Below are 26,929 nucleotides of genomic sequence, written 5' to 3'. Positions count from 1 at the left end.
CCGAACGTCCGGCTGCGCTGCCGGCGGTGCGGGCCCCGGTCTTTCGGGCCGTGTCGGCGGGGGAGGAAAGGCCATCGCCGTTCGGCGGGGTGGGCAAGGGCAAGGGATGCCTTCGGGGCGCGCGGCGCCGACCTCCACGCACCTCCGCTGACCAGCGCGTACAGCACGGTGCCGACGACCGGCCGGCGCGGGAACCTCAACGGACGCCCGGCGCGGCGGCCCGGAACGGGGCGGTGGCAGCGGGGCCGGCGGCAGCGAGGACGGTGCCACGGATCCTGGCCGTCCCCCCGTCACCGTCCCGCCCGGTCCCCGGGGGCGCTCGGATCCGCCCCCGGCGCATCCGTACGTCCGTACGTGCGCCCTGGCGCGTGCGGGCACGGTCGTGCGATAACTCAGGGGGGGATGAAATCCTTCCGGGTGACTCGCTTCCGGCGACGGCAGAATGCGCCCGGCAAGGCCGCACGGAAGTCGATCACCGGTCTACCGTTTTGCCGTTCGCCGATTCCGGCGGTTTTCGCCGGAGTGGCTGTGGGTACCGCTTGCCGAGGTCCTTCCGGCACGTGTGCCCGGCGGTACCGGGGGGAGGGGACTGCGGGTGACGGATCTTCAGGGCGCGCCCTGGCGGGAGCTGTTCACGCCCGGCGAGCGGCTGGGCTGGACGTTCACCGACCTGAGCCGGCTGCGCCGCCCCTTCCCGGACCCCGAGCCCGCCCCGCCGGACCGGTCCGGCACCGCGCCGGACATCCCGGAAGGCGTCCAACTCCCGCCGTGGAAACGGACGTTCGACATCCTGTTACAGACCGCCGGAGCCACCGTCCTGGGCACCGCCGCCGGGCTCCCGCTCAGTGCCTGGCACACCCTCCGGACCGGCGGCCCGCTGGAGCCCGCCGCCCTGTTCGGCGGCGCCGCGGTGGTCGGCCTGGCCGCCGGGGCGCTCTGGTGCCTGCTGCTGGCCGCCCACCGGGCCCTGCTCCGCGCCTTCCGGGCCTGGCGCCGCCGGGTGCACCGGCAGCGGCTGCGGACCGCCCGGGACGCCTGGCAACACCGCCGTGACGCACACGAACTCGCAGAACGGGAAAGGCTTTCCACCGTCGAGGAATGGCGGCCCGCAAAAGTACCGGAGAGCTGGCGCCGGATCGACGTGGTCGGCGGGAACCTCTGGGGGTGGGAGGCGTTCCTGACCGTTTTCGGCTGCTCCACCCTGGCCGGCCGGGGACCGGCCACCGTCCTGGACCTGTCCGGTGAACTGGTGGTGCGCGAACTCGCCCGGGGCGCGGCCGAATCGGGGCTCACCGTGGACGTCCAGCTGCTCCCGGCCGAGCTGGCCGGGAGCGACCTGCTGACCGGGCTGGCGGTGCCCGCTCTGGTGGAGGTGTTCGTCGAGTCGCTGCACGGCGGCGGCGCCGAGGCCGGCCGGGCCGAACGGGCCACCGACACCCGGCTGTTGACCGCCGTCTGCGAGGTGCTGGCCGTCGGCGGACTGTCGATGGCCCGGATCGCGGCCGGTCTGCGGGTGCTGCTGGGCGAGCCCGCCGGACCGGCCGACCCGGCCGGATCCGACGCCCTGAGCGCCGCCGAACGCGCCTTCCTGGCCGACGAGTTGTTCTCCGCCGACTACCGGGCCGGGGCGGCCGACGGCCTGCGCCGGATCGAGGCGCTGGCGCACGCGCTGGGTCCGCTGGGCACCCGGCGCACACCGCGCGCCCCGGCGGCGCTGCGCTGCGTGGCGCTCTCCACCGAGTGGCACAGCGGCTCGGCCGACTTCCTGGCCGACCTGGTGGTCGCCTGGGCGGCCCGGCGGGTGGCGGGCGGCCCGGCGGAGTCGGCCACCCTGATCGTGGCCGGGGCGGACGGCCTGGCCGCCCGGCACCTGGAGCGGCTGACCGACCTGTGCGAACGGCGCGGGGTCCGGCTGGTGGTGATGTTCCGCCACCTGCGCGAGGTGTCGGCCGGGCTGCTCGGCGCCGGTCCGGTCGCCTTCATGCGGCTGGGCAACCACGAGGAGGCCGCCCGGGCCGCCGACTTCATCGGCCGCGAGCACCGGATCGAACTCTCCCAGCTGACCGAGACCCTGGGCGGCAGCGAGACCCACAGCACGACGGTCACCGACGGCGGCTCGGACGGCGGCGGACTGACCACCTCCCGGTCCCGCTCCGGCGGCCCGCCCGGCAGCGCCTCCTGGAGCCGCTCGGACACCCACGCCTGGAACGTCTCCCGCACCTGGGGCAGCACGCTGGGCCAGGCGGACGGCACCAGTTGGAGCACCACGCGGACCGGACAGCGGGTGCACGAGCACACCGTCGAGCCGGGCGTGCTGCAACGCTTGCCGGACTACGCCATGGTGCTGGCCGGCCACGGCGCGGGGCGCCGCTGGGTCGGCGCGGTGGAGGTCAACCCGGGCATCGCCCTACTCCGGGCCGCCCGCACCGCCGCACTCGCCCGCACCGGCCCGGCCGCCGCTCTGGACCCGGCCGACGACACCGTCTACCTGGACGCACCACCGTCCGTACCGCACCCCCTCGCGGCCGCCGCACGGTGCCGGCCTGACGGGCAGGCCGGACGGGACGGTACCGGATGACCACCGCCGTGCCCGCGCCGCCGCTCGCCCCGCCCACCGCCGACTGGCCCGAACGGCCGTACTGGATCGAGGAGGTGCTGCGGCCCTCCGGTCCGGCCGGACCGCCCCTCCCCTCGGCCCGGGCCGCGCTGGTCGCCGCGTACCACCGGGCACTGGCCTCCGGCGGGCGGCCGCTGCTCACCGGGTGGTACCGGCTCCGGCCGGACGGGCCGGTGCGGGTGGTGGCCGGGGCTCCGGGCGGGTTCCCGTTCCTGCCCGGAACCCGCGGCGGGACCACCGAACGGGACCGGCTCGCCGCCGAGTTGGCCGCCTTCCCGTGGTGGGTTCCGCTCACCGCCGCCGTCGACCTCCCGGCTCCGCCGCCGCCCGGCCTGCCGCAGACCACTGCCGGGCCGACCGGCGGACCGGAGCTCTCGCTGCCCGGTTGCTGGCCCGGCCCGTTCGCCCGGCTGCTGCTGGCCCACCCGCTCGGACCGGACGAACTCGACGCCGAGGCGGCCCGGTTGGCCGCCGCCGAACGGGACGCCCGGAGCCGGGGCGGCTCACCGGAGTACCAGTTGCGGGCCGACCGGTACGCCTGGCTGCACCGCGAGGTCCGGGCGGCCCGCTCCACCGGGCTCTGGCGGGTCCGGCTGCTGGCGGGCGGCACCGACGCCGCCTCGGCGGCCACCGTGGCCAGCCTGCTGGTGGCCGGGCACGACCTCGACGCCACCCCGCACGCCCTGGCCCCGCTGCCACCGGTGCCCGGCCTGGCCACCGCCCTCGCCCTCGACCGCCCCGCACCTGCCGGAGCACCGGCCCCGCCACCGGCTCCGTCGGCCGCCGCGCCACCACCCACCCTGCCACCAAGGGCTGTTGACGGCCCCTCGGACCTCTGGGGTGACGGCGGGCACCGGGTGCCGTTCCCGGCCGGGGCCGAGCTGCTGGCCGAGCTGGTCCGGGTGCCGGAGACCGAGGTGCCCGGCGTCCGGCTGGTCGAGGCGCCCGGTTTCGACGTCACCCCGGAGCCCGCCGCCGACGGCCCCGCCCTCCCGCTCGGCCGGGTGCTGGACCGGTACGGCTCCCCCACCGCCGCGCTGCCCGTCCCGCTGGCCTCGCTCAACCGGCACGCCTTCGTCTGCGGGGCGACCGGCGCGGGCAAGTCACAGACCGTCAGGACCCTGCTGGAGGGCCTCTCCCGGCTCCCCGAACCGGTGCCCTGGCTGGTGGTCGAACCCGCCAAGTCGGAATACGCCGGGATGGCCGGCCGGCTGGCCGGACACGGCGGGGTGCTGGTGATCCGCCCCGGCGATCCGGACGCCGTGCCCGGCTGCCTCAATCCGCTGGAGCCCGCGCCCGGCTTCCCGTTGCAGACCCACGTCGACCTGGTGCGGGCCCTCTTCCTGGCCTCGTTCGACGCGGTCGAGCCGTTCCCCCAGGTCCTGGCCCAAGCCCTGACCAGGTGTTACCGGGAGGCCGGCTGGGACGTCGCGCTCGGCGAGCCGCTCGCCCCGGGCCCGGCGCCACGCCACCCGGGCCTGGGCGACCTGCGCCGGGCGGCGCTCCAGGTGGTCGAGGAGATCGGCTACGGCCGGGAGACCACCGACAACGTGCGCGGCTTCATCGACGTCCGGCTCAACTCGCTCCGGCTCGGCACCCCCGGCCGGTTCTTCGAGGGCGGCCACCCGCTCGACCTGCCCGCCCTGCTACGGCGCAACGTGGTGCTGGAGCTGGAGGACATCGGCAGCGACCAGGACAAGGCCTTCCTGATCGGCGCCGTCCTGCTCCGGATCACCGAGCACCTGCGCCGCCGCGCCACCACCGGCCCGGTCGCCCTCCGGCACGTCACCGTGATCGAGGAGGCCCACCGGCTGCTGCGCAACGCGGCGCCCGGCACCCCGGCCGCCCACGCGGTCGAACTGTTCGCCGGTCTGCTCGCCGAGGTCCGCGCCTACGGCGAGGGCATCGTGGTGGCCGAGCAGATCCCCTCGAAGATCATCCCCGATGTGCTGAAGAACTCGGCCGTGAAGATCGTCCACAGGCTGCCCGCCCAGGACGACCGGGCCGCCGTCGGCAGCACGATGAACCTGACGGAGGACCAGTCCCGCCAACTGGTCGCCCTCCCGCCCGGCCGGGCGGCGGTCTTCACCGACGGCATGGACCGGCCGGTGCTGCTCTCGCTGCCGCTGCGCGAGGCCGCCGAGAGTCCGGTCGGTGCCGACCGCCTCCCGCCGGTGCAGCCGCGCGAACCGGTCTGCGGCAGCAGGTGCCGGGCCCGGCCGTGCACCCTGCGGGAGATCGGCGCCGCCGCCCGGCTGGCCGAACAGCCCCGGCTGGTCCTGTGGGTCGAGGTGCTGGTGCTCGCCCACCTCACCGGCGAGCCGGCGCCCGCCCCCGAACCGGGCTGGCTCGCCGCGCTGGCCGCCCCTGCCGACCCCCGCACCCTGGAGTGCGCGGTCGGCCACCGGATCACCGAGGCGCTGGCCGACCGCCCCGGCCTGGCCGTCCACTACCAGCCCGGCGAGCTGGCCGCCCACCTCGCCGAAGTGGCGCTGCGCCAACTCGCCGCCCCCGGGGCTCCCCCGCCCTGCGACGGCCGCGAGACCCACTGGCAGGCCGGCCGGTTCCGCTGGGTCGACGTGCACCGCGCGCTCACCGCACACCCGCCGGACGGCCGGCCGCACCCCGACACCGCCGCCTGGCGGGCCCGCGGCCTCGACCTGCCGGGCGCGGACACCGTCGAGCAGCTCGACGCCTTCCGCCGCCACCCCGACAACCACCTGCCCCCGCCCACCCTCGTCACCGGCCGGTCCGACCCACCCGCCGCCGACCGGGCCGCCGCCCTGCTCGACGTCTCCCCCGACCCGGTCACCCGGCTGCGCCGCGCGATCGCCTTCCTCGGCCTGCCCCGCCCCTGGCCGATCGCCCGGCTCCACCCCGAGGCCGCCGCCCGCACCACCACCGCACCCCACTCCACCAGGAGGGCCGGAGCATGAGCGTGGACACCGCACGGCCGCACACCGACGACCCGGACACCCCCGACCCCGCCCCGGCCGTCCCCGAACAGCCGGCCGCCCGCTACGAGGCCGAGCTGGACCACTCCCCCGAACCGGAACCGGAGGACGAACCACCCGCCCTCGACCTGGAGTTGACGGCCCCCGACGAGGCCCCGGAGGAGGACTTCGACCCGGCCTTCGACCTGCGCCCGTTGGGCAGCGGATTCCGGCCGGAAGTCCGGGACCCGGACGGGGCCTTCCTCCCCAAGGAACTGGCGATCGCCGAACTGCTGGCCGAGCGGGGCGCTCGGGTCGACGCCCGCCCGGCCGACCACGGCGCCGAGGGCAAGAACCCCGACACGGTGGTCCGCAAGGGACCCGACGAGCCCGGTGTCGTCACGGAGTTCAAGACCGTCACCGGCAATCAGAACGCCCTGAAGCAGGAGATCCGGCTCGGCAGCAAGCAGGTGGCCGAAGCGGACGGCGAGGTGGTGGTGGACGTCCGCGAGAGCTCCATCACCAGGGAGGAGGCCGACCGGGCGTACCGCCGGGCCGCCGGGCAGCGATCGGACGATCCGGAGAAGCCCGCGACCCGGATAGCGAAGGCAGTGCACATCATTCTCGGAGACGACGAGATCGTCTCGTACGAAAGGCGTTCCTGAATGTCCCAGCAGGACTTGGTGTTCGTCGCCGACGACCGTCCGCTCGCCGAAGCCGCCCTGGAGATCGCCCGCGCCGTCGGCGCCTCGGTGGACCCGGAGCACTCCTCCCCGGAGCGGATCTCGCTCGTGCTCAGCAGCTCCTCCGCCGGGGCCGAGGTCGAGGTCAGGTGCCACGTCGAGCACAACGTGTTCGCCGAGAAGGACCCGTCACCGGAGGAGGTCAACGCCTACGACGGGTACCCCGTCCTGCTCGACGTCTGGCTCCGGCACCGCGACGACCGGCGCCAACAGGCCGAAGCGAAGGTCCTGTTCGAACGTCTGGTACAGGCCAGCCCCCAGGCGCCGACCCTCCTGGTACAGGAGTTGGGCCTGCTCCTCGCCGCCCACCTCCCCGCCCGGGGGGTCCACGAGTTCCCCCCCGACACCACGGTGGATGCCGAGGACCGGGACGCCTGGGGAGACTGGGTGGTGCCCGGGAAGTGAGCCCGGGGCCCCGTCCGCCGTCCGGCGGGCGGGGCCGGTCCGCGCCGGTCAGCCGAACCGGACCACCAGCCGGACGTTCGCACCGCCGTGCACCTCGGCGAGCGACCGCATCGCCACCCCCACCGGCCCCCGCTCCCCGCCCGGCCCACCGGCCCACCGGCCTCCCGGCGCCGCAGCCCGGGTCCGGGCGCTCGGGCAGTCCCCGGCCTGCGGCCGACGGTGCGAAGTTGGCGGGGTCGCGGACGCCGAACAGGCTGCCGGAGGCGTCGTGGTCCCGCGATCGTGCCGACCGCCGGACCGCACGCACCAGCGGTTCTCCACCCTCGGAAAGTGCCGGGTCACGGATCCACTGCCCGGTGCGATCGACGGGTGGTGGTCTCTGCGGCCGGTGGGTCCGCCCGGTGTGTCCGCGGAGATCACCGTCGTGCGTCCGCGTCCGCGGGTCTTCGCACGCCTCGTCGTTGGTGGGCACCTGCGGGCTCGTGCTTCGGGCGGTGGTGCACTCCGCCTCCGGGCAGGAGAGGGCGGGCACGCCGGACGCCCGGCCGGGAGGGTCCGGCCGGGCGTCGGTGGGGAGGTGGCGCGGTGTCAGCCGGCGAGGCGGGCGAAGGCGCCGCCGTGGTAGAGCAGCGGGTCGCCGCCGGTGGAGCGGCCCGCGCCCAGGACGGTGCCGACGAAGATGGTGTGGTCACCCCCCTCGTGGGCGTCGGCGAGGCGGCACTCCAGCCACGCCTGGGCGTGGTCCAGCACGGGCGCCCCGGTGTGGCGGCCGCGGGTGTGGCCGATCCCGTCGAACTCCCGGGCGCCGCGCGGGCGTCGGCGGTCGGCGAAGTGCCGGGCCAGCCACTCCTGGTCGCGGGCGAGCACCGAGACCGCGAACGCCCCCTCGGCCAGCACGGCCGCGTGGACCGCGGCCGACTTCACCACGCACACCAGCACCTGCGCCGGTTCCAGCGAGACGGAGGTGAAGGAGTTGGCCGTCATGCCGCACGGCGTCTCGCGCCCGGCGGTCAGCACGGTCACCCCGGTGGCGAAGCGTCCCAGCACCCCGCGCAGCGCCCGGGGGTCGTGGACGTCGGCCTCGGGCGCCTCCGCGGGCAGCGGGGGCAGGTCGAGCGAGCCGGGCAGCGGTGCGGAGGCGGGCGGGTAGGAGGACATCGCGATCACCCCACGGTGGTGGTGCCGGTCAGGGAGGGTGCCGTCGCGGGGACGGCGTAGGGCTCCAGGGCGAGCCGCAGCGGCTCGGGCACCCGGGTCGGGCGGGTGTCGGTGTTGGGGCCGCGCATGCAGGCGACCCGCTGCTGCCCGCGGGCGACCAGGTACTCGGTGCCGTCGGGGCCGAGCTTGACGTAGTCGAAGGTGAAGGCGACCTGGGTCTGGGTGAGGTCGGCGAGGCGCATCCGGATGGACAGCTCGTCGAAGGCGGTGATCTCGGCGAAGAACTCGCAGTCCACCTTGAGGGTGAACAGCTTGAGGTCGGCGCGGATGTCGGCGAGCACCTCGGGGGCCTTCTCCAGCAGGAACATCTCCCGGCAACGTCCCTGCCAGCGCAGGTAGTTGACGTAGTAGACGTTGCCGACCAGGTTGGTCTCCTCGAAGCCCACCAGGTGGCGGTACTCGTAGTGGTCCGGCCCGGTCACCGGGCGCCTCCCGTCAGGACGGTGAAGGCCACCGGGTCGGCGGCGCCGTCCAGGGCCGTCACGAAGCTCACGATCCGGTGCGCGCCGCCCCGGAGGGCCACCCAGCCGGGCGGCAGGCCGGAGCCGTCCGCGAGGCTGAGCGCGGCCACCGCGTGGCCGGCCTTGCGCAGGGTCTCCACCGCGCCCCAGACCCGGGTCGCGGCGGTGCTCAGCGGCTCGCCGCGCTCGGTGGCCAGCAGGTGGGCCAGCCGTTCGGCGTCGGGGCCGAGCAGGCCCGCCCACTGTTCGGCGGTCCGTTCGGCGACCTGTTCGACGTCGCAGGCCAGCGGCCGGCCGGCGTCGGCGACGACGGTGAAGGTGACGCCCGCCGCGTGCGAGGAGGAGATCCGCCGCCCGTCGGCGAGTTCGGGCCGGCCGTCGGGGCGGTGGTGCACTTCGGTGGCCCGGCCCAGGGCCCAGCTGGCGGCCTCGGCGGTGCGCCGGCGCCGGTCGGTGACGGAGCCGTCGGCGTCCTCGCCGCCGGGCAGGACCACGCAGCGCACGGGGTGGCCGAGCGCCGCCTCGACCCGCCGTTCCAGGAAGGGGCCGAGCAGCGCGGGCAGCCACGGGCCGGAGCCGTCCTGCTTGCGGACGGCCCGCAGCAGCAGGCCCTCCCACTGCTCGACCGGGGAGCCCGCCGCGTCGCGGACGTCCAGGTCGTACAGGTAGCTGTCGCCGTCGCGGGAGCGCTCGCGGGCGTCGAGGAAGAGCAGCCGTCCGGTGCGGGCGGCGGCGGCCTCGGCCAGGTGCAGGCGTTCGACGCTGACCGGCAGCAGGGTGGCGTCGGGGACGCACGCCTGGATGGAGTGCATCAGCGCGTCGCGGGTGCCGGGGTCGGCGAGCAGCAGTTCGCCGGGGTGGTAGCCGGCGAACCAGTCGGTGCGCGGGGTGTCGTCGATCTCGGCCAGGCAGTGCGTGGCGGCGAGGTCGCGGTAGGCGAGCAGCCGCTGGAAGCGGTCGCCCTGGAACAGCACCGGCCCGTACAGCTGGGCGGGCGTCAGCGGCACCCGGGGCACCTCGTCGGTGACGGGGGCGGGCTCGTCCTCGGGCCGGGCGGCGCCGAAGCGCAGGGTGGCCCGGAAGTGGTCGGCCTGGAAGCCGGTCTCGCCGCTGCGCAGCACCGCCTGGACGGTGTCGGGGCCGGTGGCGAGGACGGCGGTGCGCAGGGTGGTGGCGCCGGTGACGGGGACGACGATGGGGCGCAGGAACTCCATGTCCTCCAGCACCGGGGTGTCCCGGCGGCCGGTCAGCGCGGTGGCGGCCTGGGTCATGGCCTCCATGCCGAGGACGGCGGGGAAGAGCAGGTCGCCGTCGAGCAGGTGGTCGGGCAGGTAGCGGTCGCCGCCGCCGGTGAGTTCGGCGTCCGCCACCAGTTCGATGCCGGGGTAGTGGACCTGCGGGCGCTCCAGGAAGCGCAGCAGCGGCAGTTCGCGCTGTTCGAGGGTGAGGGTGGGCAGGCCGCCGGCGCGGCCCATCACCACCAGGGCGGTGTCGGTGCCGGGGGTGGCGAGCAGGCGGCCGAGCAGGGCGACGCCGTCCTCGGTGGGGATCGGTTCGATGCCCTCGCGGACCAGCGCCTCCAGGACGCCGAGCCGCTCGCCCATGCCGGAGCCGGACCAGACCGACCACTCCAGGGCCAGGCAGCGGCAGTGCGGGTGGTCCTGCTGGAAGCGGAGGGTGAGGTCGGTGAGCCAGTCGTTGGCGGTGGCGTAGTCGGCCTCGCCGCGCAGGCCGGCCCGGCCGATGATGCTGCCGAAGGTGACGAACAGGCGCAGCGCGGCGGTGTCGACGGCGGCCAGGACGGCCTCCACGCCGTCGATCTTGGTGGCGAGGGTGCGCCGGAAGGAGTCCTCGTCGAGGGTGGCCAGCGACTGCGGTTCGTTGCGTCCGGCGCCGTGCAGCAGGCCGGTGACGGGGCCGAGTTCGCGGGTGATCTCGGTGACGGCGGCCTTGACCTGGTCGGCGGAGGTGACGTCGGCGCGGGCGTAGTGCACCCGCATGCCGGCGGCCGCCATCCGGGCCAGGTTGTCGGCGAGTTCGGTGTCCCGGGCGGGGTCGGAGCGGCCGATCAGGCCGATCGCGGCGCCGTTGCCGCCGGCCAGGGCGAGGGCGCACTCGGCGGTGATGCCCTTGCCGCCGCCGGTGACCAGCAGGACGTCCCGCGGGCCGAGGGCCTGCCGTCCGGGGTCGGGTTCGAGCGGGACGGGGCGCAGCACGGGGACCCGGCGGGTGCCGTCGGCGTCGTAGTGGACCTCGCTGAAGCCGGTGGTGGCGGCGGTGTCGGCGGCGATCCGGGCGGCGGCCCGCTCGGCGGCCGGGGCGGGCAGGTCCTCGTCCAGGGGCAGGGTGACGACGGTGACCGGGATGTCGGGGGCCTCCAGGTGGAGCGTCTTGGCGAGGCCGGCGGCGCCGCGGCGGTCGCCGACGGCGACGAACCGGGTGCCGGCCGCGCGGCGGGCCGGGTCGAGGGCGGCGCGGGCGGCGGCGAGCATCAGGCCGAGGTGGCGCTGGTCGCAGTCGCGGGGCAGGGCGAGCAGGACGCCGCCGCCGGGGGCGGTGGCGGTGAGCCGCTCGGCGAGCGGTCCGGCCAGCGGGTGCCGGTCGGTGGCGAAGACCTCCCAGTGGCCGCCGGGTCCGGCGGCGGGGGCGGGCGGCGGGGTCTCGGTGAGGTCGATCCGGAAGGGCCGCACCCAGGGGGCGACGCCGGCGGCGGCGCCGGGGCGGGTGTCCTGCGGCGACTGCTGGGCCAACTCGTCCAGCAGGTCGGCGAGTTGGCTGAGCGTGGAGGTGGCGAACGCGGTGGTGACCATGGGGGCGGAGATGCCCAGTTCCTGGGCGGCCTGGTTCATGATCTGGCCGACGGTGATGGAGCTGAGGTGCAGTTCGTCGAGCGGGTTGGCGGCCGGGTCGACCGTCTCGGCGGGCAGTTCGGCGCGCTCGGCGGCGAGCCGGATCAGCACCTCCAGGCTGGTGGCCTCCCCGGCGGCGGGCACCGCGGCGGCGGCCGGCCGGGGCGCGGCGGCGGTGGCGGGGGTCACTCCGGCGTGCTCCAGGACGAAGTCCTCGCCGCCCGTCTCGCAGGGGCTGGCGAAGAACCGGAACTCCTTGTCGAGCGGCAGCGGCCGGGTGAACCGGTCGGCGAACAGCCGCTCGTGGCGGACCGGCGCGCCCATCGTCCAGGCGGTGGCGACGGTGGCGAGCAGCCCGGTCAGCGAGAGCGCGTCGGCCTCGGTGGCGACCGCGGGCACGGCGGGCAGCACCTCGGCGGCCAGCGTCCGCAGGATCTGGCCGGGGCCGACCTCGATCAGCAGGTCGACCTGCCCGTCCATGGCGCGCAGCGCGTCGGTGAAGCGCACCGGCTGGACGACCTGGCGGGTGAGCAGGTCCACCACGTCGGTGTCGGCGGGCAGCGGCGCGCCGGTGACGGTGGAGACCAGGCCGGGGCCGACCGGGCCGAAGCGCTCCCCGGCGAGGTGTTCGGCGAGTCCGGCGGCGGCCGGGGCGACGGCCGGGGAGTGGAAGGCGTGCGAGACGTTGACCCGGCCGACGCCGATGCCCTGCCGGGCGGCCAGCGCGCAGACCCGGTCCACGGCGTCGACGGGTCCGGAGACCACGGTCTGGGTGGGGCTGTTGAGGCCCGCGACGACGACCGGTTCGCCGACGATCAGCGCCTCGGCGAGGGCGGGGGTGGTGGCCAGGGCGGCCATGGTGCCGCCGCCGTCGCCGGCGGCGGCCATGATCCGGCCGCGGGCGGCGGCGGCGCGCAGCACGGTGTCCTCGTCCATGGCGCCCGCCCAGTGCAGGGCGGTGAGTTCGCCGAGGCTGTGGCCGGTGGCGAGGGCGGCCTCGACGCCCAGCAGGTCCAGCACCCGCAGGCCGGCCACCGAGGCGGCGACGATCCGGGGCTGGGCGACGTCGGTGGCGACCTGGTCGCCGTCGGCGGGCAGGTCGAGGCGCGCGTACAGGTCGCGGACGGCGGTGAAGCGGCGGCGCAGCGCTCCGCCGTCGCCGCGCCGGCCGGCGCCCTGGCCGGGGAAGAGGAAGCCGATCCGGGGGGCCCGGCCGGCGCTGCCGAGGAAGACGCCCTGGGCGGGGCCGAGCAGCGAGCGGGCCCCGGAGTCGAGCAGTTGGGCCAGCGCGGTGAACCGCTGGGCGGCCTGTTCGGGCGAGTCGGCCAGCACGGCGGCGCGCAGCGGCCGGTCGGCCAGGTCGCGCTGCAGGGCGGCGGCCAGGTCGCCGAGTTCGGCGTACGACAGCTGGGCGGCGAACGCGGCCAGCCGGGTCGCCTTGGCGTGCAGTTCGGCCGGGTCGGCGCCGTCCAGCAGGAGAAGTTCGGCGTCCTGCCGGGAGGCGACCAGCCGGTGGGCGACGGCGGGCACGGCGGTGCGCCGGACGCCGTCGGCGTGTTCGACGACGACGTGCGCGTTGATGCCGCCGAAGCCCATCGAGGAGATCCCGGCCCGGATCGGCGCGTCCGCGGGCCACAGTTCGGCCCGGTCGGGGACGCGCAGCGCCGGGGCGGGGCCGGTGAGTTCGGGGTGCGGGTCGACGTGGCTGGTGGCGGGCGGGATGACCTGGTGGCGGACCGCCAGGATCGCCTTGAGCAGTCCGGCGACGCCGGCGGCGGCCTTGGTGTGCCCGAAGTTGCCCTTGACGGTGCTGAGCGCGGCGGGCGCGGCGGCGCCGGCGGCCCGGCGGGCCTCGGAGAAGGCGCGCAGCTCGGTGGCGTCGCCGACGGCGGTGCCGGTGCCGTGGCCCTCGAAGTAGCCGACCGTCTCGATGCCGAAGCCGGCCGCCCGGTAGGCGCGGGCCAGGGCGAGCCGGTGGCCGCTGGCCTCGGGCCGGGTGATGCCGCCCCGGCCGTCGGAGGAGTAGCCCCAGCCGGGGATGGTGGCGTAGCGGAACCGGCCCTGGGCGCGGGCGTCCTCGTCGCGCATCAGGACGACCATGCCGCAGCCCTCGCCGGGCCAGAAGCCGTTGGAGCCCTTGTCGTAGACCCGCATCTCGGCGGTGGCGAGCGCGCCGGTCTTGGCGAAGCCGATCACCTCGAACGGGTCGATGCTGAGGTCGACGCCGCCGGCCACGGCGACGTCCATCCGGCCGTCGAGCAGGGCGTCGCAGGCGGTGGAGACGGACAGCAGCGAGGAGGAGCAGGCGCCGTCGACGGTGAAGCCGCCGCCCTTGAAGTCGAAGTGGTTGCAGATCCGGCCGGCGATGGTGTTGGCCAGGCCGCCGGCCAGGGTGTCCTCGCCGATCGGCGGGAAGGCGCTCTTGTAGCGGCCCTCCAGGCCGTCCAGGAAGGCGCCCAGCTCGGTGTCGCCCCAGCCCTGTTCGCGCAGCGCGGCGCCGACGGTGCGGCGCACGTAGGGCCAGCGCAGGCGCATCAGGTTGGCGCGGCTGAACTCTCCGGTGAGGGTGTTGCCGATGACGACGCCGGTGTTGGCGTCGGCCAGGCCCTCGCCGAACGGGAAGCCGGCGTCCTCCAGGGCGCGGGCGGCGGTGTCCAGGGCGAGCCAGTGGGTCATGTCGGTGGCGCGGAAGGTGCTGCCCGCGACGCGGTGGCGGACCCGGTCGAACTCGAAGCCCTCGATGACGGCGGCCTTGGCGCTGTAGAAGCGGTCGGGCGCGGCGGGGTCGGGCGAGTAGTAGTCCTCGGCGCGCATCCGCACGTCGGGCAGTCGGCGGAAGGCCCGGCGGCCGGCGAGCACGTTCTGCCAGAGCTGTTCGGGGCTGTCCGCGTCGGGGTAGCGGCAGGCCATGCCGACCACCGCGATCCGTCCCCGGCCGGTCGGCTGTCCGCCGTCCCGGGCCGGTCGTCCTGCGCTGTCGCTCACGCCGCCACCGCCTCGTTGCCCATGGGCCGCTCGGGCGCGCCCGACTGGCCGGAGGGGACCTCGACCGGCCCGCCCCCCTGCTTGCGCCTGTTCCGGAAGTGCGCCACCCACCAGCCGGCGCCGCGCAGGCCGCAGACGATGGTGGTGGCGAAGAACAGCGTGTAGACGACGTTGAAGAGCATCAGCACGCCGTAGACCATGGCCACCGAGGCGCCGAACATGAACTGGTTGCGGCCCTTGGACGGGGTGGTGCCCGGGTCGGTGATCATGTAGTTGGTGTAGAGGACGAAGGCGACGCCGCTCATCGGGCCGAGCGCGGAGAAGATCGCCACGTCCCAGATCCAGTGCCGCAGCAGGGCCTGGATGACGAAGCCGCCGAGCCAGCCGACGATCAGCGGGACGCGCTTGGTGAGCATGGCGTTGATGACGGTGCCGGCGGTGGTGATGATCAGCGGGATGCCGATCCGGAAGAAGGTGTTGGCGTTCTCGGTGAACTCGTACGGCGGGGCGATGCTGATCCAGGAGCCGAACAGCACCAGCGCCATGGTGATGCCGAAGTTCGACGGGTTCATGAAGTGCCGCATCCGGCCGTACACGGGGGCCTGGAGGACGTGCTTGGCGGCGACGCCGATGAACACGGCGAGCAGGATCGGCAGCAGCCGGTCGTTGGCGTAGAGCAGCATGTTCGCGGCGAGCGCGGTGATGTGCGAGGGCAGCAGGAACTCGTACAGGCCGCGCAGTCCGTTGCCGCGGAAGCGCGGGGTGCGCTGCTGCGCCCAGGCGCTGATCAGCTCCAGCACGATCTCGACCACGTAGCCGAACGGGGCGCAGATCAGCGGCCAGAGCCAGGGCTGTTCGAAGCCCAGCAGGGTGTAGCCGAAGATGTTGAAGACGCTCATCGAGAGGGCGAAGTTGCGCAGGGCGAGGTAGCGCGGGTCGCGGTTGGGCTGCTTCTTGGCGGCGGGGGGGCGCACGGCGCGGGTGGCCACGCCGGAGATGTCGGTCGCGGTCATCGGGCCGCCACCTCCTGGATGTCGTCGGTCAGCATGAGGGTGTGGCTCCCGGGGGTGAGCTGCCGGGTCTCGGTGTGCAGGCCGCCGCCGTTGTCGCGCCAGGCGAGGTCGACGGTGACCGGGCCGCTCTGGGTGCCGAGGCCGAAGCGGACGTCGAAGCTGCGGAAGCCGCCGTGGCCGCCGCCGCCGTCCAGCTGGCCGATCTGCTTCCTGCCGTCGGGGGTGGTGACGCAGACGGTGGCGCCGTAGGCGGGGGTGCCGGTGGTGGCCAGACCCCGGTCGGCGGTGGCGTCGGTCGCGGTGGTCGCGGCGGTGCCGGTCGCGGTCGCGGCGGTCGCGGCGTCGGTGGCCGGGCGGTACAGGCGCAGGGTCAGGTCGTGGCCGAGGGCCGCGGACTGGTTGGCGTAGAAGGCCGGCGGGCCCCACTGGCGGGCGATGGCGAAGTCCAGGGCGCCGGTGCCGGTGGTGTCGGCGGTGGCGATGCCGCGGGTCGGGATCGGCACGTCGAGGCCGAGCTGCTTGCTGATGTTGGCGAACTTGCCGCTGTCGGTGCGGGCGTAGAAGGCCATCGCCTCGTCGCCGGCCAGGTCGTCGCCGGGGCCGACGTTCGGCCAGAGCTTCGGGTTGGAGAGCAGGTCGTCGTTGGTCATGGCCATCTCCTGCAGCCAGGGCCAGCGGTCGATGTTCCCCTTGACGAAGCCGTCGGCCTGGAGGATGTCCTGCTGCCCGCTGTTGCGGAAGTCGCCCATCTTGGCGTCCCAGCCCCAGCCGGTCCAGGCGACGCCGTGGTCGGCGGCCTCCTGGGTGAACGGGGCGACCCGGTCGGTGAGCTTGCGCTTCATCTCGGCCGGGTCCTTGGCCTGGTTGATCCAGAGGAAGTTGCTCTCCTCCAGGCCCCAGGCGACGGTGATGTTGCTGACCATCATGTCGAAGCTGCCGTTGCCGTCGACGTCGCCGAAGTCGACGCCCATGCCCTTGAAGGAGCCCTTGCCGAGCACGAAGGACTTCGGGGTGGTCGGGGTGCGCTCGCCGGTGGCCTCCTCGAACCGGATGCGGCCCGGGGTGGAGACGTTGTGCAGCAGGTGGGCGTGGCCGAAGTCGTTGGCGATGTAGACCTCGGGCAGGGCGTCGCCGGTCAGGTCGGCGCCGGCGATGGCCAGCGTCCAGCCGGTGGAGGCGTCGAAGGCGATGGCGTCCTTCTCCTCGACGAACCGGGCGTCCGGCTCGGCGCCGGCGGTCGAGGAGTGGAAGCGCAGCACGTGGTCGCCGCCGGCGTTCTTCGCGCTGGACAGCGAGTCGTTCATCTGGACGTTGCGGATGCCCTGCGGGTCGAGCACGTCGGAGTCGGGGAAGTAGTTGCCGATGATGATCGACGGGTGCCCGCTGCCGTCCAGGTCGCCGACGTACGCGGCGTCGGTGTTCCAGCGCGGGCCGTGGTAGCGGCCGTCCAGGCTCTCCGAGGCGACCAGTTCGCGCGGCGCGTACGACTCGGCGGCGGGTGCGGCGGCGTCGGCCCGGGCCATGAACAGGACGGGCGTGCGGCCCCAGTAGGTGACCAGGAAGTCGTTGCGGCCGTCGCCGTTGAAGTCGCCGGGGGTGCAGCCGGTGGGCGCCATGGTGTCGTCCATCGGCAGCGGCCTGCCGTCGAGCACGAACGGGGTGAACCGGTCGGCCTCGGGGGCGGTCGGGGTCCAGGTGACCACCACGGAGTCGGTGCGGGTGTCGACGATGCACATGCCGTCGGCCAGGCCGTGGCCGGTGACGTCGTTGATGGCGATGCTGGCGCCGACCGAGGAGATCCAGGCCCGGATCTTCTCGTACGCCGGATTGACCTTGCGGATGGTGTTCATCGGCCGCGACTCGTAGCCCGGCGGCATCGCGATCGGGAGTTCCTTGAACCTGTAGGCCGCTGCCGCGTCATCACCACCGGCGACCGCCACCGAGGACCGGATGACGAAGAACATCGAGGCGGCCACCAATACGGTGACCAACCCGGGTACGAGTCTGCGGAATCGTCGTCGTGGCGACATTTCAATTCCCTCCCGTGGGTGACGGAGAATCGGCTGTCCGGGGCGGCTGCAAAAGAATTCTCTACCTATCCGCCGCTATCCCGCCGCCGAACCTGACACTTGAGGATGTCCCGGGCCGTCAAAGCGTGCTTCTCTGACGTTGCCGGGGTTCGGCCCGGCCGTCCGGCGCGACGGGGGCGGGGATTTCCCGGAGTACCGGAATGAGCATTCTCGGAGAAGACCCGGCAGCGGCCCGCTGCGAAACTCGGCTGAGATCGGCCTCTTCGAATCCCCGTCTGGCGAGGTTTAATCCATGGTGCACACGTATGACGTGATAGTCGTCGGGTCCGGTTCGGCCGGCGCCGCCCTCGCGGCCCGGTTGAGCGAGGACCCCGGCCGTTCGGTGCTCCTGCTGGAGGCCGGTCCGGACTTTCCCGACCGGGCCGACATCCCGCACGAGATCACCGACGGCAACGCGATGTCGATGCACGCCCACGACTGGCGCTTCCGCGCCGAGATCCTGGACGGCCGGCGGATCATCTTCCCGCGCGGGAAGATCGCCGGCGGCTCCTCCGCGGTCGGCGCGACGATCGCCCTGCGCGGCGTCCCGGAGAACTTCGAGCGGTGGGCGGCGGCCGGGAACCCGGCCTGGACGTACGAGCAGGTGCTGCCGTACTACCGGCGGCTGGAGGACGACCTGGACTTCTCCGACCGCTACCACGGCAGCGGCGGCCCGGTGCCGATCCGCCGCTTCAAGCCCGCGGAGACCACGCCGCTGCAGACCGCCTTCACCGAGGCGAGCCTGGCGGCCGGGTTCCCCGAGGTCGCCGACCACAACCACCCCGAGGCGACCGGCATCGGCCCGATCCCGTCCAACCGCCGCGACCCGCGCTTCCGGGTCTCCAGCGCGATGGCCTACCTGACGCCCGAGGTGCGGGCGCGCCCCAACCTGGCGATCCGCGGCGGCGTCCTGGTGCACGAGGTGCTGTTCGACGGCGACCGCGCGACCGGCGTGCTGGCCGCGGCCGGCGGCGGAGTGCCGGAGGAGCTGCGGGCGCGCAAGGTGGTGCTGTCCGCCGGTGCGGTCAACTCCCCGACGCTGCTGATGCGTTCGGGCATCGGACCGGCCGAGGACCTGACCCGGCTGGGCATCCGGGTGCGGCTCGACCGGCCCGGCGTCGGCGCCCACCTCCAGGACCACCCGCGCACCGGCGTCTTCCTGCGGCCCAAGGACGGCGAGGTCTCCACCGACGTGCCGTTCCTGCAGACCATGGTGCGGACCACCTCCAAGGGCTCCGCGGACTTCAACGACCTGCAGTACTACATGGTCAACCACTTCGACCTGACGCTCTTCCCCGAGCTCCAGATGCTCGCCCAGGCGCCGATGATCTTCGGCGTGATGGTGGTGGACCAGCAGCCGGAGTCGGTGGGCCGGCTGCGGCTGGCCTCCACCGACCCGGCCGCCGGACCCGACATCCGGCTCGACTTCCTCTCCACCGACCGCGACCTGGAGAAGCTGGTCGAGGGCGTGCGCACCTGCTGGGAGCTGGCCAACCACCCCGGCATCGCCTCGCGCGGCGACGGCTACATCGTGCTGAGCGACCGGCTGGTCGAGAAGGACGCGATGGTCGAGCAGTACGTCCGCACCAGCCTGGACAGCGGCTACCACCCGGTCGGCACCGCCCGGATGGGCACCGCCGAGGACGAGGGCGCGGTGGTGGACCAGCGGCTGCGGGTGCACGGCGTCGAGGGGCTGTACGTGGCCGACGCCTCGGTCATGCCGCAGATCGTCAACTGCAACACCAACCTCACCTCGACCATGATCGGCGAGCGGCTGGCGGACTGGCTGCGCGCCGAGTGACCGACCCCGCACCGCGACGGCCGCCCCGCTCCCCCGGGGCGGCCGTCGCAGTTCCCGGGCCCGGCCCACCCAGGGCAATCTGGGAGACGAGAGCCCGGGCCCATTCCTGCCACCATGGGAAAACCGCGCCGCCGCCCGCCGGGAATGCATTTCGCGCATTCCCCCGGCATTTCGGGGAATTCCGCCGGGCGGCCGCACCGTCGAAAGGGAGGGCGATCACCCATGACCGATCCGAACGTGCTGAGCACGGTCCGCGTCCCACTGGTCGAGGAGGCGGCGGCCGAGGGCCGCACGAAGGAGCTGTACGACGCGATCAAGTCGCGGATGGGCATCCCCTTCGTCCCGGACATGTTCCGGCTGGTCTCCAGCCGCCCGGACCTGCTGGAGGTGGTGATCGCCGGCTACGGCGGGGTCTTCAACGACGGGGTGCTGCCGCGCGCGACCCGCGAGATGATCTCCGCCTGGAGCTCCCGGGTCAACGGCTGCCCCTACTGCGTGGGCACCCACAACTGGTTCCTGGCCCAGTTCGGCGGCCCGCAGGAGCTGACCGACGCGATCGAGGGCGCCGCCTCGGTCGAGGAGCTGCCGATCGACGAGCGCACCAAGGTGCTGATGCGCCTGGTCACCAAGGTCGGCACCGGCGCCTTCCGGATCACCGACGAGGACTGGGCCGCCACCGAGGCGGCCGGCTGGAGCAACGGGGAGATGCTGGAGGCGGTCTTCACCGCCGCCCTGTTCGCCTTCATCAACCGCCTGGTGGACGGCCTGGGTCTGGGCAACTCGGTGACCCGCAGCCGGATCGCCTCGCAGCCGGAGGACGCCACCGTCTCCGCCGAGCGCCTGGCGGAGGGCAGGTGAGCGGCCGCTCGCGGGCGATCCTGCTGACCGGCGCCTCCTCCAGCACCGGCATGTCCTCCGGCACCGGCCGGGCCGCCGCCCTGCGGCTGCACCGGGCCGGCCTGCCGGTCTACGCCACCGCCCGCCGTCCCGAGGCGCTGGCCGACCTGGCCGCCGAGGGCATCCGGGTGCTGCACCTGGACGTCAACGACGAGGAGTCGATGGCCGCCGCGGTGGAGAAGATCAGCGCCGAGCACGGCGCGGTCGGCACCCTGATCAACAACGCCGCGTACAGCCTCAACGGGACCATCGGGGAGACCCCGATCGACGAGGTGCGCAGCCAGTTCGAGACCAACCTGTTCGGGCTGTGCCGGCTGACCCAGCTGGTGCTGCCCGGGATGCGGGCGCAGGGCGGCGGCCGGGTGGTCATGATGTCGTCCATCTTCGGCCAGTTCGCCACCCCCGGCCGCGGCTACTACCAGGCCACCAAGCACGCCCTGGAGGCGGTCAGCGACTCGCTGCGCCTGGAGGTGGCCCGGGACGGCATCAAGGTGGTGCTGATCGAGCCGTCCCCGGTGCTCGGCGGGTTCGTGCCGACCTCGGTCGCCGACCTCGGCATGACCGGGCAGGAGCGGACCGGCCTGTACGACGAGTTCTGGCAGTACTTCGTCGACTGGCACGGCGCCTACCGGGAGACCGAGAACCCCACCGGCCGCGGCCGGATGGCGGTGCGCGCGGAGACCGTGGCGAAGGTGATCGAGAAGGCCGTCACCAGCGACCGCCCCCGCATCCGCTACCGGATCGGGATGCCGTCCCGGCTGCTGCCGCGGATGCGCTGGACCATCGGCGACGCGTTCTTCGAGCGCTTCGTCCGGGCGTTCTTCCCGATCCCCTAGGCCGCGCCCGCGCCCGCGCCCGCCCCGGGTCGGCGCTGGCCGGTCCTCGCCGCTCCGGCCCGCTCGGGCCCGGCCCGGGGCGGGCCGCGGGGTTCGACCGGCCCGGGCCGGGGCACAGCGCAAGGACGGAGAAGGAAGGACCCGCTCCGAATGCCACGATCGGGTGGAGCACCGACGGAAGAGACCCACGCAAGAGGTCGACGAGCCGAAGGAGGACTCGCGGATGCCTGCGGGTGACGAGGCAGCGGCACACCCCGGCGGCCCGCGGGCCGGATCGGGGACGAACCCGTGAGCGGCGGACGGCGCCTCGTCCAGGCGCCGCTCCGGGGGCTCTCCCTGCTCCAGGTCCGGCACCTGTCGACCGTCGGGTTCGGCGAGGCCGCCGGCGACACCGCCCGGGTCTACCGGGAGCTGGAACGGGACTTCGGGGTGCTGGCCCCGCCGGTGGCGCTGCACGCCCCGGTGCCGGAACTGCTCGCCGCGTCCTGGACGACGCTGCGCGAGACGATGCTGGTCGCGGGGCGCGCCCCGCGGACGGCCAAGGAGGCGGTGGCGGCGGCCGTCTCGGCGGGCAACCGCTGCCCGTTCTGCACCACCGTGCACGGCACCATGCTCGACTCGCTCTCGCTGCGCCCGCTGCCGGGCCGCCGGGACGGTGCCGGACGGCCGGAGCGGGACGGCGGGCCACCCGGGCCGGACGGCTCGCGGCCGGACCAGGGCGGTGGGCGGCCCGGGTCGGGCACCGAGCGGCCCGGGGCGGACGCCGAGCGGCCCGGGTCGGACGCCGAGCGGCTGACCGCGTGGATCAGCACCGGGGGCGCGCCGCCGTTCCCGCCCGAACTGCTCCCGGAACTGGCCGGGACGGCGCTCTGCCTGCAGTACCTCAACCGCGTGGTCAACGTCTTCCTGGGCCCGCACCCGCTGCCGCCGAACGCCCCCGTGCGGGCGCTCGGGCCGGTGATGCGGGTGCTGGTCGGCCTGATGCGCGGGTCCGCCCGGGCGGACGCCGCACCGGGCGCCTCGCTCTCGCTGCTGCCGCCGGCCCCGCTGCCGCCGGACCTGGCCTGGGCCGCGGCCGACCCGCGGATCGCCGACGCGCTGGCCCGCAGCGCGGCGGCCGTCGACCGGGTCGGCACCGCCCTGCTGCCCGCCCGGGTCCGGGCGGTGGTGGCCGAGGCGCTGGCCCGCTGGGACGGCGCCGACCCCGGCCTCGGCCGGGCCTGGCTGGACGCGCCGCTGGCGGAACTCCCGCCGGGCGAACGCCCGGTGGGCGAACTCGCGCTGCTCACCGCGCTGGCCTCCTACCGGGTCGACGACCGGGTGGTCGCCGCCGCCCGGCAGGCCGGCGCGGGCGACCGGGAGATCCTCGCCGCCTGCGCCTGGGCGAGCGAACGGGCGGCCCGGCGCCGGGTCGGACAGCTGCTGTCCGACGGCTGAACCGGCCGCCCGACCACCGATCCGCACCGACCGTCCGTCCGTCCGTCGAACCGAGCGCAGCACCGAGCACCGAACCGACCGCCGAACGGATTTCCCGGCACCCGGGAATTCCGGCGGTCGGGCCGCGGAACCCGCCCGACCCGGCGGTTTCTCCACGCGCCGGGAGGCGCGGTTCCACCGATGTCCGCACCCCCAGGTCCGCCTCCGGAGAACGGCACCGAACCGGCCGGAGGAGAGCTTTCGGATTCCTTCGGATTCTTTCGGATTCCCCCGGAACTCCCCGGATTCCCCGGAGTTTCCCGGGCCGCCCTCGAACCCGTCGACGAACTTGGAGAGACGCTGTGCAGATCGCTGTTGAACGCGCGATAGCGACCATGTGGGACAGATACGAGGAGCCGCTCTCGCTGGACGAGATCGCGAACACCGCGATCCTCAGCAAGTTCTACTTCTCCCGGGTGTTCCGCAACCTCACCGGCACCTCGCCGGGACGGTTCCTCTCCGCCGTCCGCCTGCACCAGGCGAAGACCATGCTGCTGGAGACCGATTTCAGCGTCACCGAGATCTCCTACCGCGTCGGGTACAACAGCCTGGGCACCTTCACCAGCCGCTTCACCCGCAGCGTCAGCCTCTCCCCCGCCCGCTACCGGGCGCTGGCCCGGGCCGGGCTGACCGAGGGCGCCGGCACCGCGCACCCGGGCGGCGAGCGCCGCAGCTGTACGGTGCAGGGCAGCATCCGCTCGCCGGAGACCGGCTGCGCGGTGCGGATCTACATCGGCGCGTTCCGCGAGCCCATCGTGCAGGGCCGACCGGTGGCCTGCGAGATCCTGGACGGGCCCGGCCCGTTCACGCTGCGGGTGCCGGAGGGCGTCTGGTTCCTCCGGGCGGCGGTGGTCGCCGCGAGCGACTTCCCGGCGCCGCCGTGGGAGCGGCGTCCGCTGCTGGTCGCCTCGGGCCCCGAGCTGACGGTGCGGCACGGTCACGAGAACGCCCCGGTCCGGCTGGCCGCCCGTCCGCTCACCGCGCTGGACCTGCCGATCCTGCTGGCCCTGCCGGGGCTGGACTCCCCGCAGCGCCCCGGGCCGGACGGCGTCGCGCTGCGGGTGCCCTCCTTGACCGGGAGGTGAGGGCCGACCGGGAGGTGAGGGCCGACCGGGACGCGAGGGGCCGCCGCGCGGCGAGAGGGGCGGGACCGCCGGACAGCGGTCCCGCCCCTCCGTCGTGCGCGTCCCCCTCCGACGCGCACCCTCCCCCGCGCCGCGCCCTCCGCCGCGCCGCGGGTGGTCCCGTCCCGCTCAGCGTCCGACGAGCGGCTCCACCTCGGCCGCGGGCGGCGCGAACGGGCCCCAGGCGAACGCCTGCGCCCACTTCCCGGCCGGCTCGCCGGACCACTCCAGGTCCTCGATCTGCGGCCGGGTGCGGCGGCCGGTCAGCGAGCGGAACACGTCCACCGCCGACCCGCGCACGGTCGCGGCGGGGTCGCCCTCGCCCACCACCCAGGCCCGCCCGGGGGTCTCGATCCGCAGCGCCGGCAGCCCGCCGCCGTGCACCGCCAGGCCGAAGCCCATGGTGGACAGGTCCAGCGCGCCGTCGAAGGCGGGGTGGGCGGTCGGCTCGGCGGGCACGTCCAGGCCCAGCCGCAGGTCCAGCTCGTGCGAGAACACGTCGAGCAGCAGGATGCGTCGGCGCAGCTCAGGGGTGCGTTCCAGGGCCGCGGGCAGTGCGCCGTCCAACTCCTCCCAGCGGTCCAGCAGTTCGGCCGCCGGAGCGCCGGTCAGCGGGGCCAGGTCGATCTGGCTGTCCTCCAGCGCGACGAAGGACTCGCAGATGTGCACCAGGTGCCCGATCAGGTCCCGCACGCTCCAGTCCGGACAGGCGGGCACCCCGACGGCGGCCGGGTCAGGCAGCCCGGACGCCAGGGCGGCGATCGCCGCCCGGCTGCGCCGGTAGGCCGCGAGCTGCTCGGCGGGGTCGTGCGGGGTCGGAGCGGGCGGGGTCGAGGCGTGCAGGGTCGGGGCGGGCGGGGTCTGGGCGGGCGGGGTCTGGGCGGGCACGGACGCGTCCTGCTGGGTCGGTTCCGCTGTCACGGTCGTCTCCTCGGGGTGGGGGTGGGGCGGCAGGGGCGGACACAGGAGTGGGCACGGGGGCGGACGGCGGGACGGACGGCGGGGCGGGCGCGGTGCGGCGCCGCCGTCACGGTCCGGTCCGTTCGGCCGCCGAGCCCGCCTGACGGTACGTCAGAAGACCGGTCCGGTACAGCCAGTGGGCGGTTTCGGCCATCGTCTCCTCGACCGGGCGGGCCGCCGGGCCGCCGAGGGGGGCGGCCGGGGCGACGGGTGCGGCGTGGACGCAGGTGTAGGCGGCGCCGTACTCGGCCGGGATGTGCCAGGGCCACCAGCGCTGGAGGAGGTCGGCGAGCCGGGCGGCCGGGAGCATCGCCCGGCCGGGCAGCCGGACGGCGGGCAGGGCGCGGCCGGTGGCCGTGCGCAGGGCCGCCAGGTAGTCGGCGGTGGTGAGGTAGCGGTGGGGGGTGAAGACCCGGTCGGGGGTGTCGGGGGCCGTCGCGGTGGCGAGGGCGGCCAGCGCGGCGGCGGTGTCGCGCACGTCGCCGAGCGGGAAGCCGCCGGTGGGCCAGAGCGGCATCAGGCCGCGCAGGGTGTCGCGCAGCCGTCCGGTCTGGTCGCCGAGTCCGGGGTCGTGCGGGCCGAGCAGGGCGGGCGGGTAGGCGATCCGGACCGGTGCGCCCCCGTCGCGCAGCCGCCGGGCGATCCGTTCGCACTCCGCCTTGCTGGCCAGGTAGGGCTCGGCCGGGTGTCCGACGGGGCTGTCGGCGTGCAGTTCGGGGTCGGCGCTGGGGATCAGCGCGCCGACGGTCGACACGTGCACCACCGCTCCGGCGCCGGAGCGGACCGCGACCCGCAGCACGGTCTCGGTGCCGAGCACGTTGGTGCGGGCGATGTCGGCGCGGCGGCGGCGGTCGAAGGAGTAGACCGAGGCGAGGTGGAGCACCGCGTCCGCGCCCGCGCACAGCCGGGCCGCCGCGGCCGGGTCGGTGGCGTCGCCGGTGACGGTCCGGACGGTGTCCGGGGGGACGCCGAGCGGGCCGAGCGCGGGGGCCGTCCGGGCCGGGTCGCGGACCAGCAGCCGGACCCGGGCCCCGGCGGCGGTGAGGGCGGCGACGGTGTGCGCGCCGAGGAAGCCGGTGCCCCCGGTGACGGCGACCAGCGGGCCGGCCGCTCCCCCGGCCCGTCCGGCGGGGCCCGTGCCCGGCGCCGCGGCGTTCACGCCCGGTCCTGCGGGGTGCGGGCGGCGTCCAGCTCGACGTCCTTGGCGAAGGAGGCCATCAGCACCGGGACGGCCTCGGCCTGGAAGTCGACCTCGGAGTCGAACTCCTTGATCATCCCCTCCAGCACCAGCAGCGACAGCAGCGGGAAGGCGAACTCCGCGGCGGCGAACACCCCGAAGTCGCGCTGGAGCTTGAACAGCCGGGGGGCGAACGCGGCCAGCTCGAAGTCCTTGGAGAGCGCCCCGAAGGCTTCGTCCACCAGCGCGGTCACCGCGGTCCGGAAGCTCTCGCGGTCGAGGTCGGCGGGCAGCCGGGCGGCGCTCGCCAGCACGATGTCGGCGCACCTGGGGCCGTTGCCCTGGGCCATGTTGAGGAAGAAGCCCGCGAAGGAGCGCCGGACGGGGTCGGGCAGCTGCACCACGAACCCGGCGTCCAGGACGACCACCCGGCCCTCGGCGTCCAGGCAGAGGTTGCCGGGGTGCAGGTCGCAGTGGACCAGGCCGTCGACGAAGAGCATCCGGTAGACGGCCCGGAGCACGTCGCGGACCACCTCCCGGCGGCGTTCGGGGGTCATGCCCAGCGGCCGGAAGCGGCCGAGGCCGGGGACGAACTCCATGGTGAGCACGCCGGGCGCGCACAGGCCCTCGACGGGGGCCGGGATGCGCAGGTCGGTGTGGCCGCCGAGGTTGGCGCGCAGCAGGAGCAGGGCGTCGCGTTCGGCGGTGAAGTCGAGCTGGTGCAGGACGGCGCCGCCGAGCTGGCCGATCATCTCCTCGGCGGGCAGGTCGCGCATGCCGGGCAGGACGCGTCCGGCGCGGGCGCCGAGCAGGGCCAGCCGCAGGTCGGCCTCCAGGACCGGGCGGATGCCGTGCCGCTGCACCTTGACGGCGACCTCGGTGCCGTCGGCGAGCCGGGCGCGGTGGACGCTGGCGATGCTGCCGCAGGCCACCGGCTCCCAGTCGAACTCGGCGAAGGCGTCGGTGAGTCCGGCCCCGGCGAGGGTGCGGGCGACCGCGGCGCGGCGCGGCGGGCGCACCTCGTCGGCCAGTTCGGCCAGCGCGTCGCACCAGCGTTCGGGGAGCAGGTCGCGGCGGGTGCTGACCAGTTGTCCGGCCTTGACGAAGAACGGGCCGAGCGCGGTCAGCAGCCGCGGCGTCCGGTCGGCCATCCGGGCCCGGCCGCGGCGGGTGGCCAGCAGCGGCAGGGCGGCGATCAGGTGTCCGGCGATGATGGCGGTGGTGGCGCAGGCCCGGCCGATCAGCAGCCACCCACGCGTGCGTCGTTCCGGCACGGTGCCTCCAGGTCCCTCGTGGCGGGTGGGCCGTACCGGGGTCCGTCTCCGCACCCCCGGCGCGGCCCCGCGGTGTCCGGTGCGTGCCGGG

Annotated in this window: 17 protein-coding genes; 9 read left to right on the top strand and 8 right to left on the bottom strand. The window is 75.2% G+C overall.

Annotated features, from left to right (window positions below; all coding sequences use genetic code 11):
* Window positions 1-595 precede the first annotated feature (595 nt).
* Genes ACIP60_RS06190 through ACIP60_RS06175 form a run of 4 tightly spaced genes read left to right on the top strand, consistent with a single transcriptional unit; the run spans window position 596 to window position 6,698 of the window.
* Window positions 596-2,578, top strand: coding sequence for a hypothetical protein (locus ACIP60_RS06190; RefSeq protein ID WP_400680586.1), 1,983 nt, complete (start codon window positions 596-598; stop codon window positions 2,576-2,578).
* On the top strand, window positions 2,575-5,553 hold the full coding sequence (locus ACIP60_RS06185; protein WP_400680583.1) for an ATP-binding protein: 2,979 nt from the start codon (window positions 2,575-2,577) through the stop codon (window positions 5,551-5,553). Before ACIP60_RS06190 ends, ACIP60_RS06185 begins: the two co-directional genes overlap by 4 nt.
* Window positions 5,550-6,215 (top strand): hypothetical protein, encoded by a 666-nt coding sequence (locus ACIP60_RS06180; protein ID WP_400680581.1) that lies wholly within the window; start codon window positions 5,550-5,552, stop codon window positions 6,213-6,215. Before ACIP60_RS06185 ends, ACIP60_RS06180 begins: the two co-directional genes overlap by 4 nt.
* Window positions 6,216-6,698: a hypothetical protein gene (locus ACIP60_RS06175; RefSeq protein ID WP_400680580.1), complete on the top strand. Its 483-nt coding sequence runs from the start codon at window positions 6,216-6,218 to the stop codon at window positions 6,696-6,698.
* A 588-nt stretch (window positions 6,699-7,286) separates the two neighbouring features.
* Here the strand turns inward: ACIP60_RS06175 and ACIP60_RS06170 are convergent.
* From ACIP60_RS06170 to ACIP60_RS06150, 5 genes are all read right to left on the bottom strand, one after another.
* Window positions 7,287-7,856 (bottom strand): flavin reductase family protein, encoded by a 570-nt coding sequence (locus ACIP60_RS06170; RefSeq protein WP_400681544.1) that lies wholly within the window; start codon window positions 7,854-7,856, stop codon window positions 7,287-7,289.
* A gap of 5 nt (window positions 7,857-7,861) precedes the next feature.
* Complete coding sequence (locus ACIP60_RS06165; RefSeq protein ID WP_111552274.1) at window positions 7,862-8,338, bottom strand: thioesterase family protein; 477 nt, start codon at window positions 8,336-8,338, stop codon at window positions 7,862-7,864.
* Entirely contained in the window at window positions 8,335-14,136 is a 5,802-nt protein-coding gene (locus ACIP60_RS06160) for a type I polyketide synthase (RefSeq protein ID WP_400681543.1), read from the bottom strand. Before ACIP60_RS06160 ends, ACIP60_RS06165 begins: the two co-directional genes overlap by 4 nt.
* A gap of 71 nt (window positions 14,137-14,207) precedes the next feature.
* The gene (locus tag ACIP60_RS06155) at window positions 14,208-15,224 is read right to left on the bottom strand and encodes an enediyne biosynthesis protein (RefSeq protein WP_400680577.1); all 1,017 of its coding nucleotides are present in this window, start codon (window positions 15,222-15,224) and stop codon (window positions 14,208-14,210) included.
* On the bottom strand, window positions 15,221-17,254 hold the full coding sequence (locus ACIP60_RS06150) for an ASPIC/UnbV domain-containing protein (RefSeq protein ID WP_400680575.1): 2,034 nt from the start codon (window positions 17,252-17,254) through the stop codon (window positions 15,221-15,223). The genes ACIP60_RS06155 and ACIP60_RS06150 overlap by 4 nt, the downstream gene beginning before the upstream one ends.
* Window positions 17,255-17,546: 292 nt before the next feature.
* Between ACIP60_RS06150 and ACIP60_RS06145 the strand changes: the two genes are divergently transcribed.
* The 5 genes from ACIP60_RS06145 (at window position 17,547) to ACIP60_RS06125 (ending at window position 23,388) form a co-directional block, all read left to right on the top strand.
* On the top strand, window positions 17,547-19,094 hold the full coding sequence (locus tag ACIP60_RS06145; RefSeq protein WP_400680572.1) for a GMC family oxidoreductase: 1,548 nt from the start codon (window positions 17,547-17,549) through the stop codon (window positions 19,092-19,094).
* A 222-nt stretch (window positions 19,095-19,316) separates the two neighbouring features.
* Entirely contained in the window at window positions 19,317-19,952 is a 636-nt protein-coding gene (locus ACIP60_RS06140) for a carboxymuconolactone decarboxylase family protein (protein WP_400680569.1), read from the top strand.
* Window positions 19,949-20,827: an SDR family NAD(P)-dependent oxidoreductase gene (locus tag ACIP60_RS06135; protein WP_199846898.1), complete on the top strand. Its 879-nt coding sequence runs from the start codon at window positions 19,949-19,951 to the stop codon at window positions 20,825-20,827. Before ACIP60_RS06140 ends, ACIP60_RS06135 begins: the two co-directional genes overlap by 4 nt.
* Window positions 20,828-21,115: 288 nt before the next feature.
* Window positions 21,116-22,264, top strand: coding sequence for a carboxymuconolactone decarboxylase (locus ACIP60_RS06130; RefSeq protein WP_400680567.1), 1,149 nt, complete (start codon window positions 21,116-21,118; stop codon window positions 22,262-22,264).
* A gap of 341 nt (window positions 22,265-22,605) precedes the next feature.
* Window positions 22,606-23,388 (top strand): helix-turn-helix transcriptional regulator, encoded by a 783-nt coding sequence (locus ACIP60_RS06125; protein ID WP_400680564.1) that lies wholly within the window; start codon window positions 22,606-22,608, stop codon window positions 23,386-23,388.
* Between the two features lie 168 nt (window positions 23,389-23,556).
* Here the strand turns inward: ACIP60_RS06125 and ACIP60_RS06120 are convergent, their stop codons facing one another.
* The 3 genes from ACIP60_RS06120 to ACIP60_RS06110 form a co-directional block, all read right to left on the bottom strand.
* Window positions 23,557-24,348: a maleylpyruvate isomerase family mycothiol-dependent enzyme gene (locus tag ACIP60_RS06120; protein ID WP_400680562.1), complete on the bottom strand. Its 792-nt coding sequence runs from the start codon at window positions 24,346-24,348 to the stop codon at window positions 23,557-23,559.
* Window positions 24,349-24,454: 106 nt separating this feature from the next.
* The gene (locus tag ACIP60_RS06115) at window positions 24,455-25,546 is read right to left on the bottom strand and encodes an NAD-dependent epimerase/dehydratase family protein (RefSeq protein WP_400680559.1); all 1,092 of its coding nucleotides are present in this window, start codon (window positions 25,544-25,546) and stop codon (window positions 24,455-24,457) included.
* The gene (locus ACIP60_RS06110) at window positions 25,543-26,838 is read right to left on the bottom strand and encodes an ABC1 kinase family protein (RefSeq protein ID WP_400680557.1); all 1,296 of its coding nucleotides are present in this window, start codon (window positions 26,836-26,838) and stop codon (window positions 25,543-25,545) included. The genes ACIP60_RS06115 and ACIP60_RS06110 overlap by 4 nt, the downstream gene beginning before the upstream one ends.
* Window positions 26,839-26,929: the final 91 nt, after the last annotated feature.

Origin of the sequence: Kitasatospora sp. NPDC088783 (assembly GCF_044750705.1) — a bacterium.
Classification (GTDB): Bacteria; Actinomycetota; Actinomycetes; order Streptomycetales; family Streptomycetaceae; genus Kitasatospora; species Kitasatospora fiedleri.
Note: the sequence above shows the minus strand (reverse complement) of the source record. Positions and strands in the feature narration are given on the sequence as shown.

Bases quoted from the DNA above. Each gene is read 5' to 3' on its own strand.
- ACIP60_RS06170 (WP_400681544.1), bottom strand. From the start codon at position 7,856: ATGTCCTCCTACCCGCCCGCCTCCGCACCGCTGCCCGGCTCGCTCGAC.
- ACIP60_RS06150 (WP_400680575.1), bottom strand. From the start codon at position 17,254: ATGTCGCCACGACGACGATTCCGCAGACTCGTACCCGGGTTGGTCACC.
- ACIP60_RS06185 (WP_400680583.1), top strand. From the start codon at position 2,575: ATGACCACCGCCGTGCCCGCGCCGCCGCTCGCCCCGCCCACCGCCGAC.
- ACIP60_RS06180 (WP_400680581.1), top strand. From the start codon at position 5,550: ATGAGCGTGGACACCGCACGGCCGCACACCGACGACCCGGACACCCCC.
- ACIP60_RS06175 (WP_400680580.1), top strand. From the start codon at position 6,216: ATGTCCCAGCAGGACTTGGTGTTCGTCGCCGACGACCGTCCGCTCGCC.
- ACIP60_RS06155 (WP_400680577.1), bottom strand. From the start codon at position 15,224: ATGACCGCGACCGACATCTCCGGCGTGGCCACCCGCGCCGTGCGCCCC.
- ACIP60_RS06160 (WP_400681543.1), bottom strand. From the start codon at position 14,136: ATGGCCTGCCGCTACCCCGACGCGGACAGCCCCGAACAGCTCTGGCAG.
- ACIP60_RS06140 (WP_400680569.1), top strand. From the start codon at position 19,317: ATGACCGATCCGAACGTGCTGAGCACGGTCCGCGTCCCACTGGTCGAG.
- ACIP60_RS06145 (WP_400680572.1), top strand. From the start codon at position 17,547: ATGGTGCACACGTATGACGTGATAGTCGTCGGGTCCGGTTCGGCCGGC.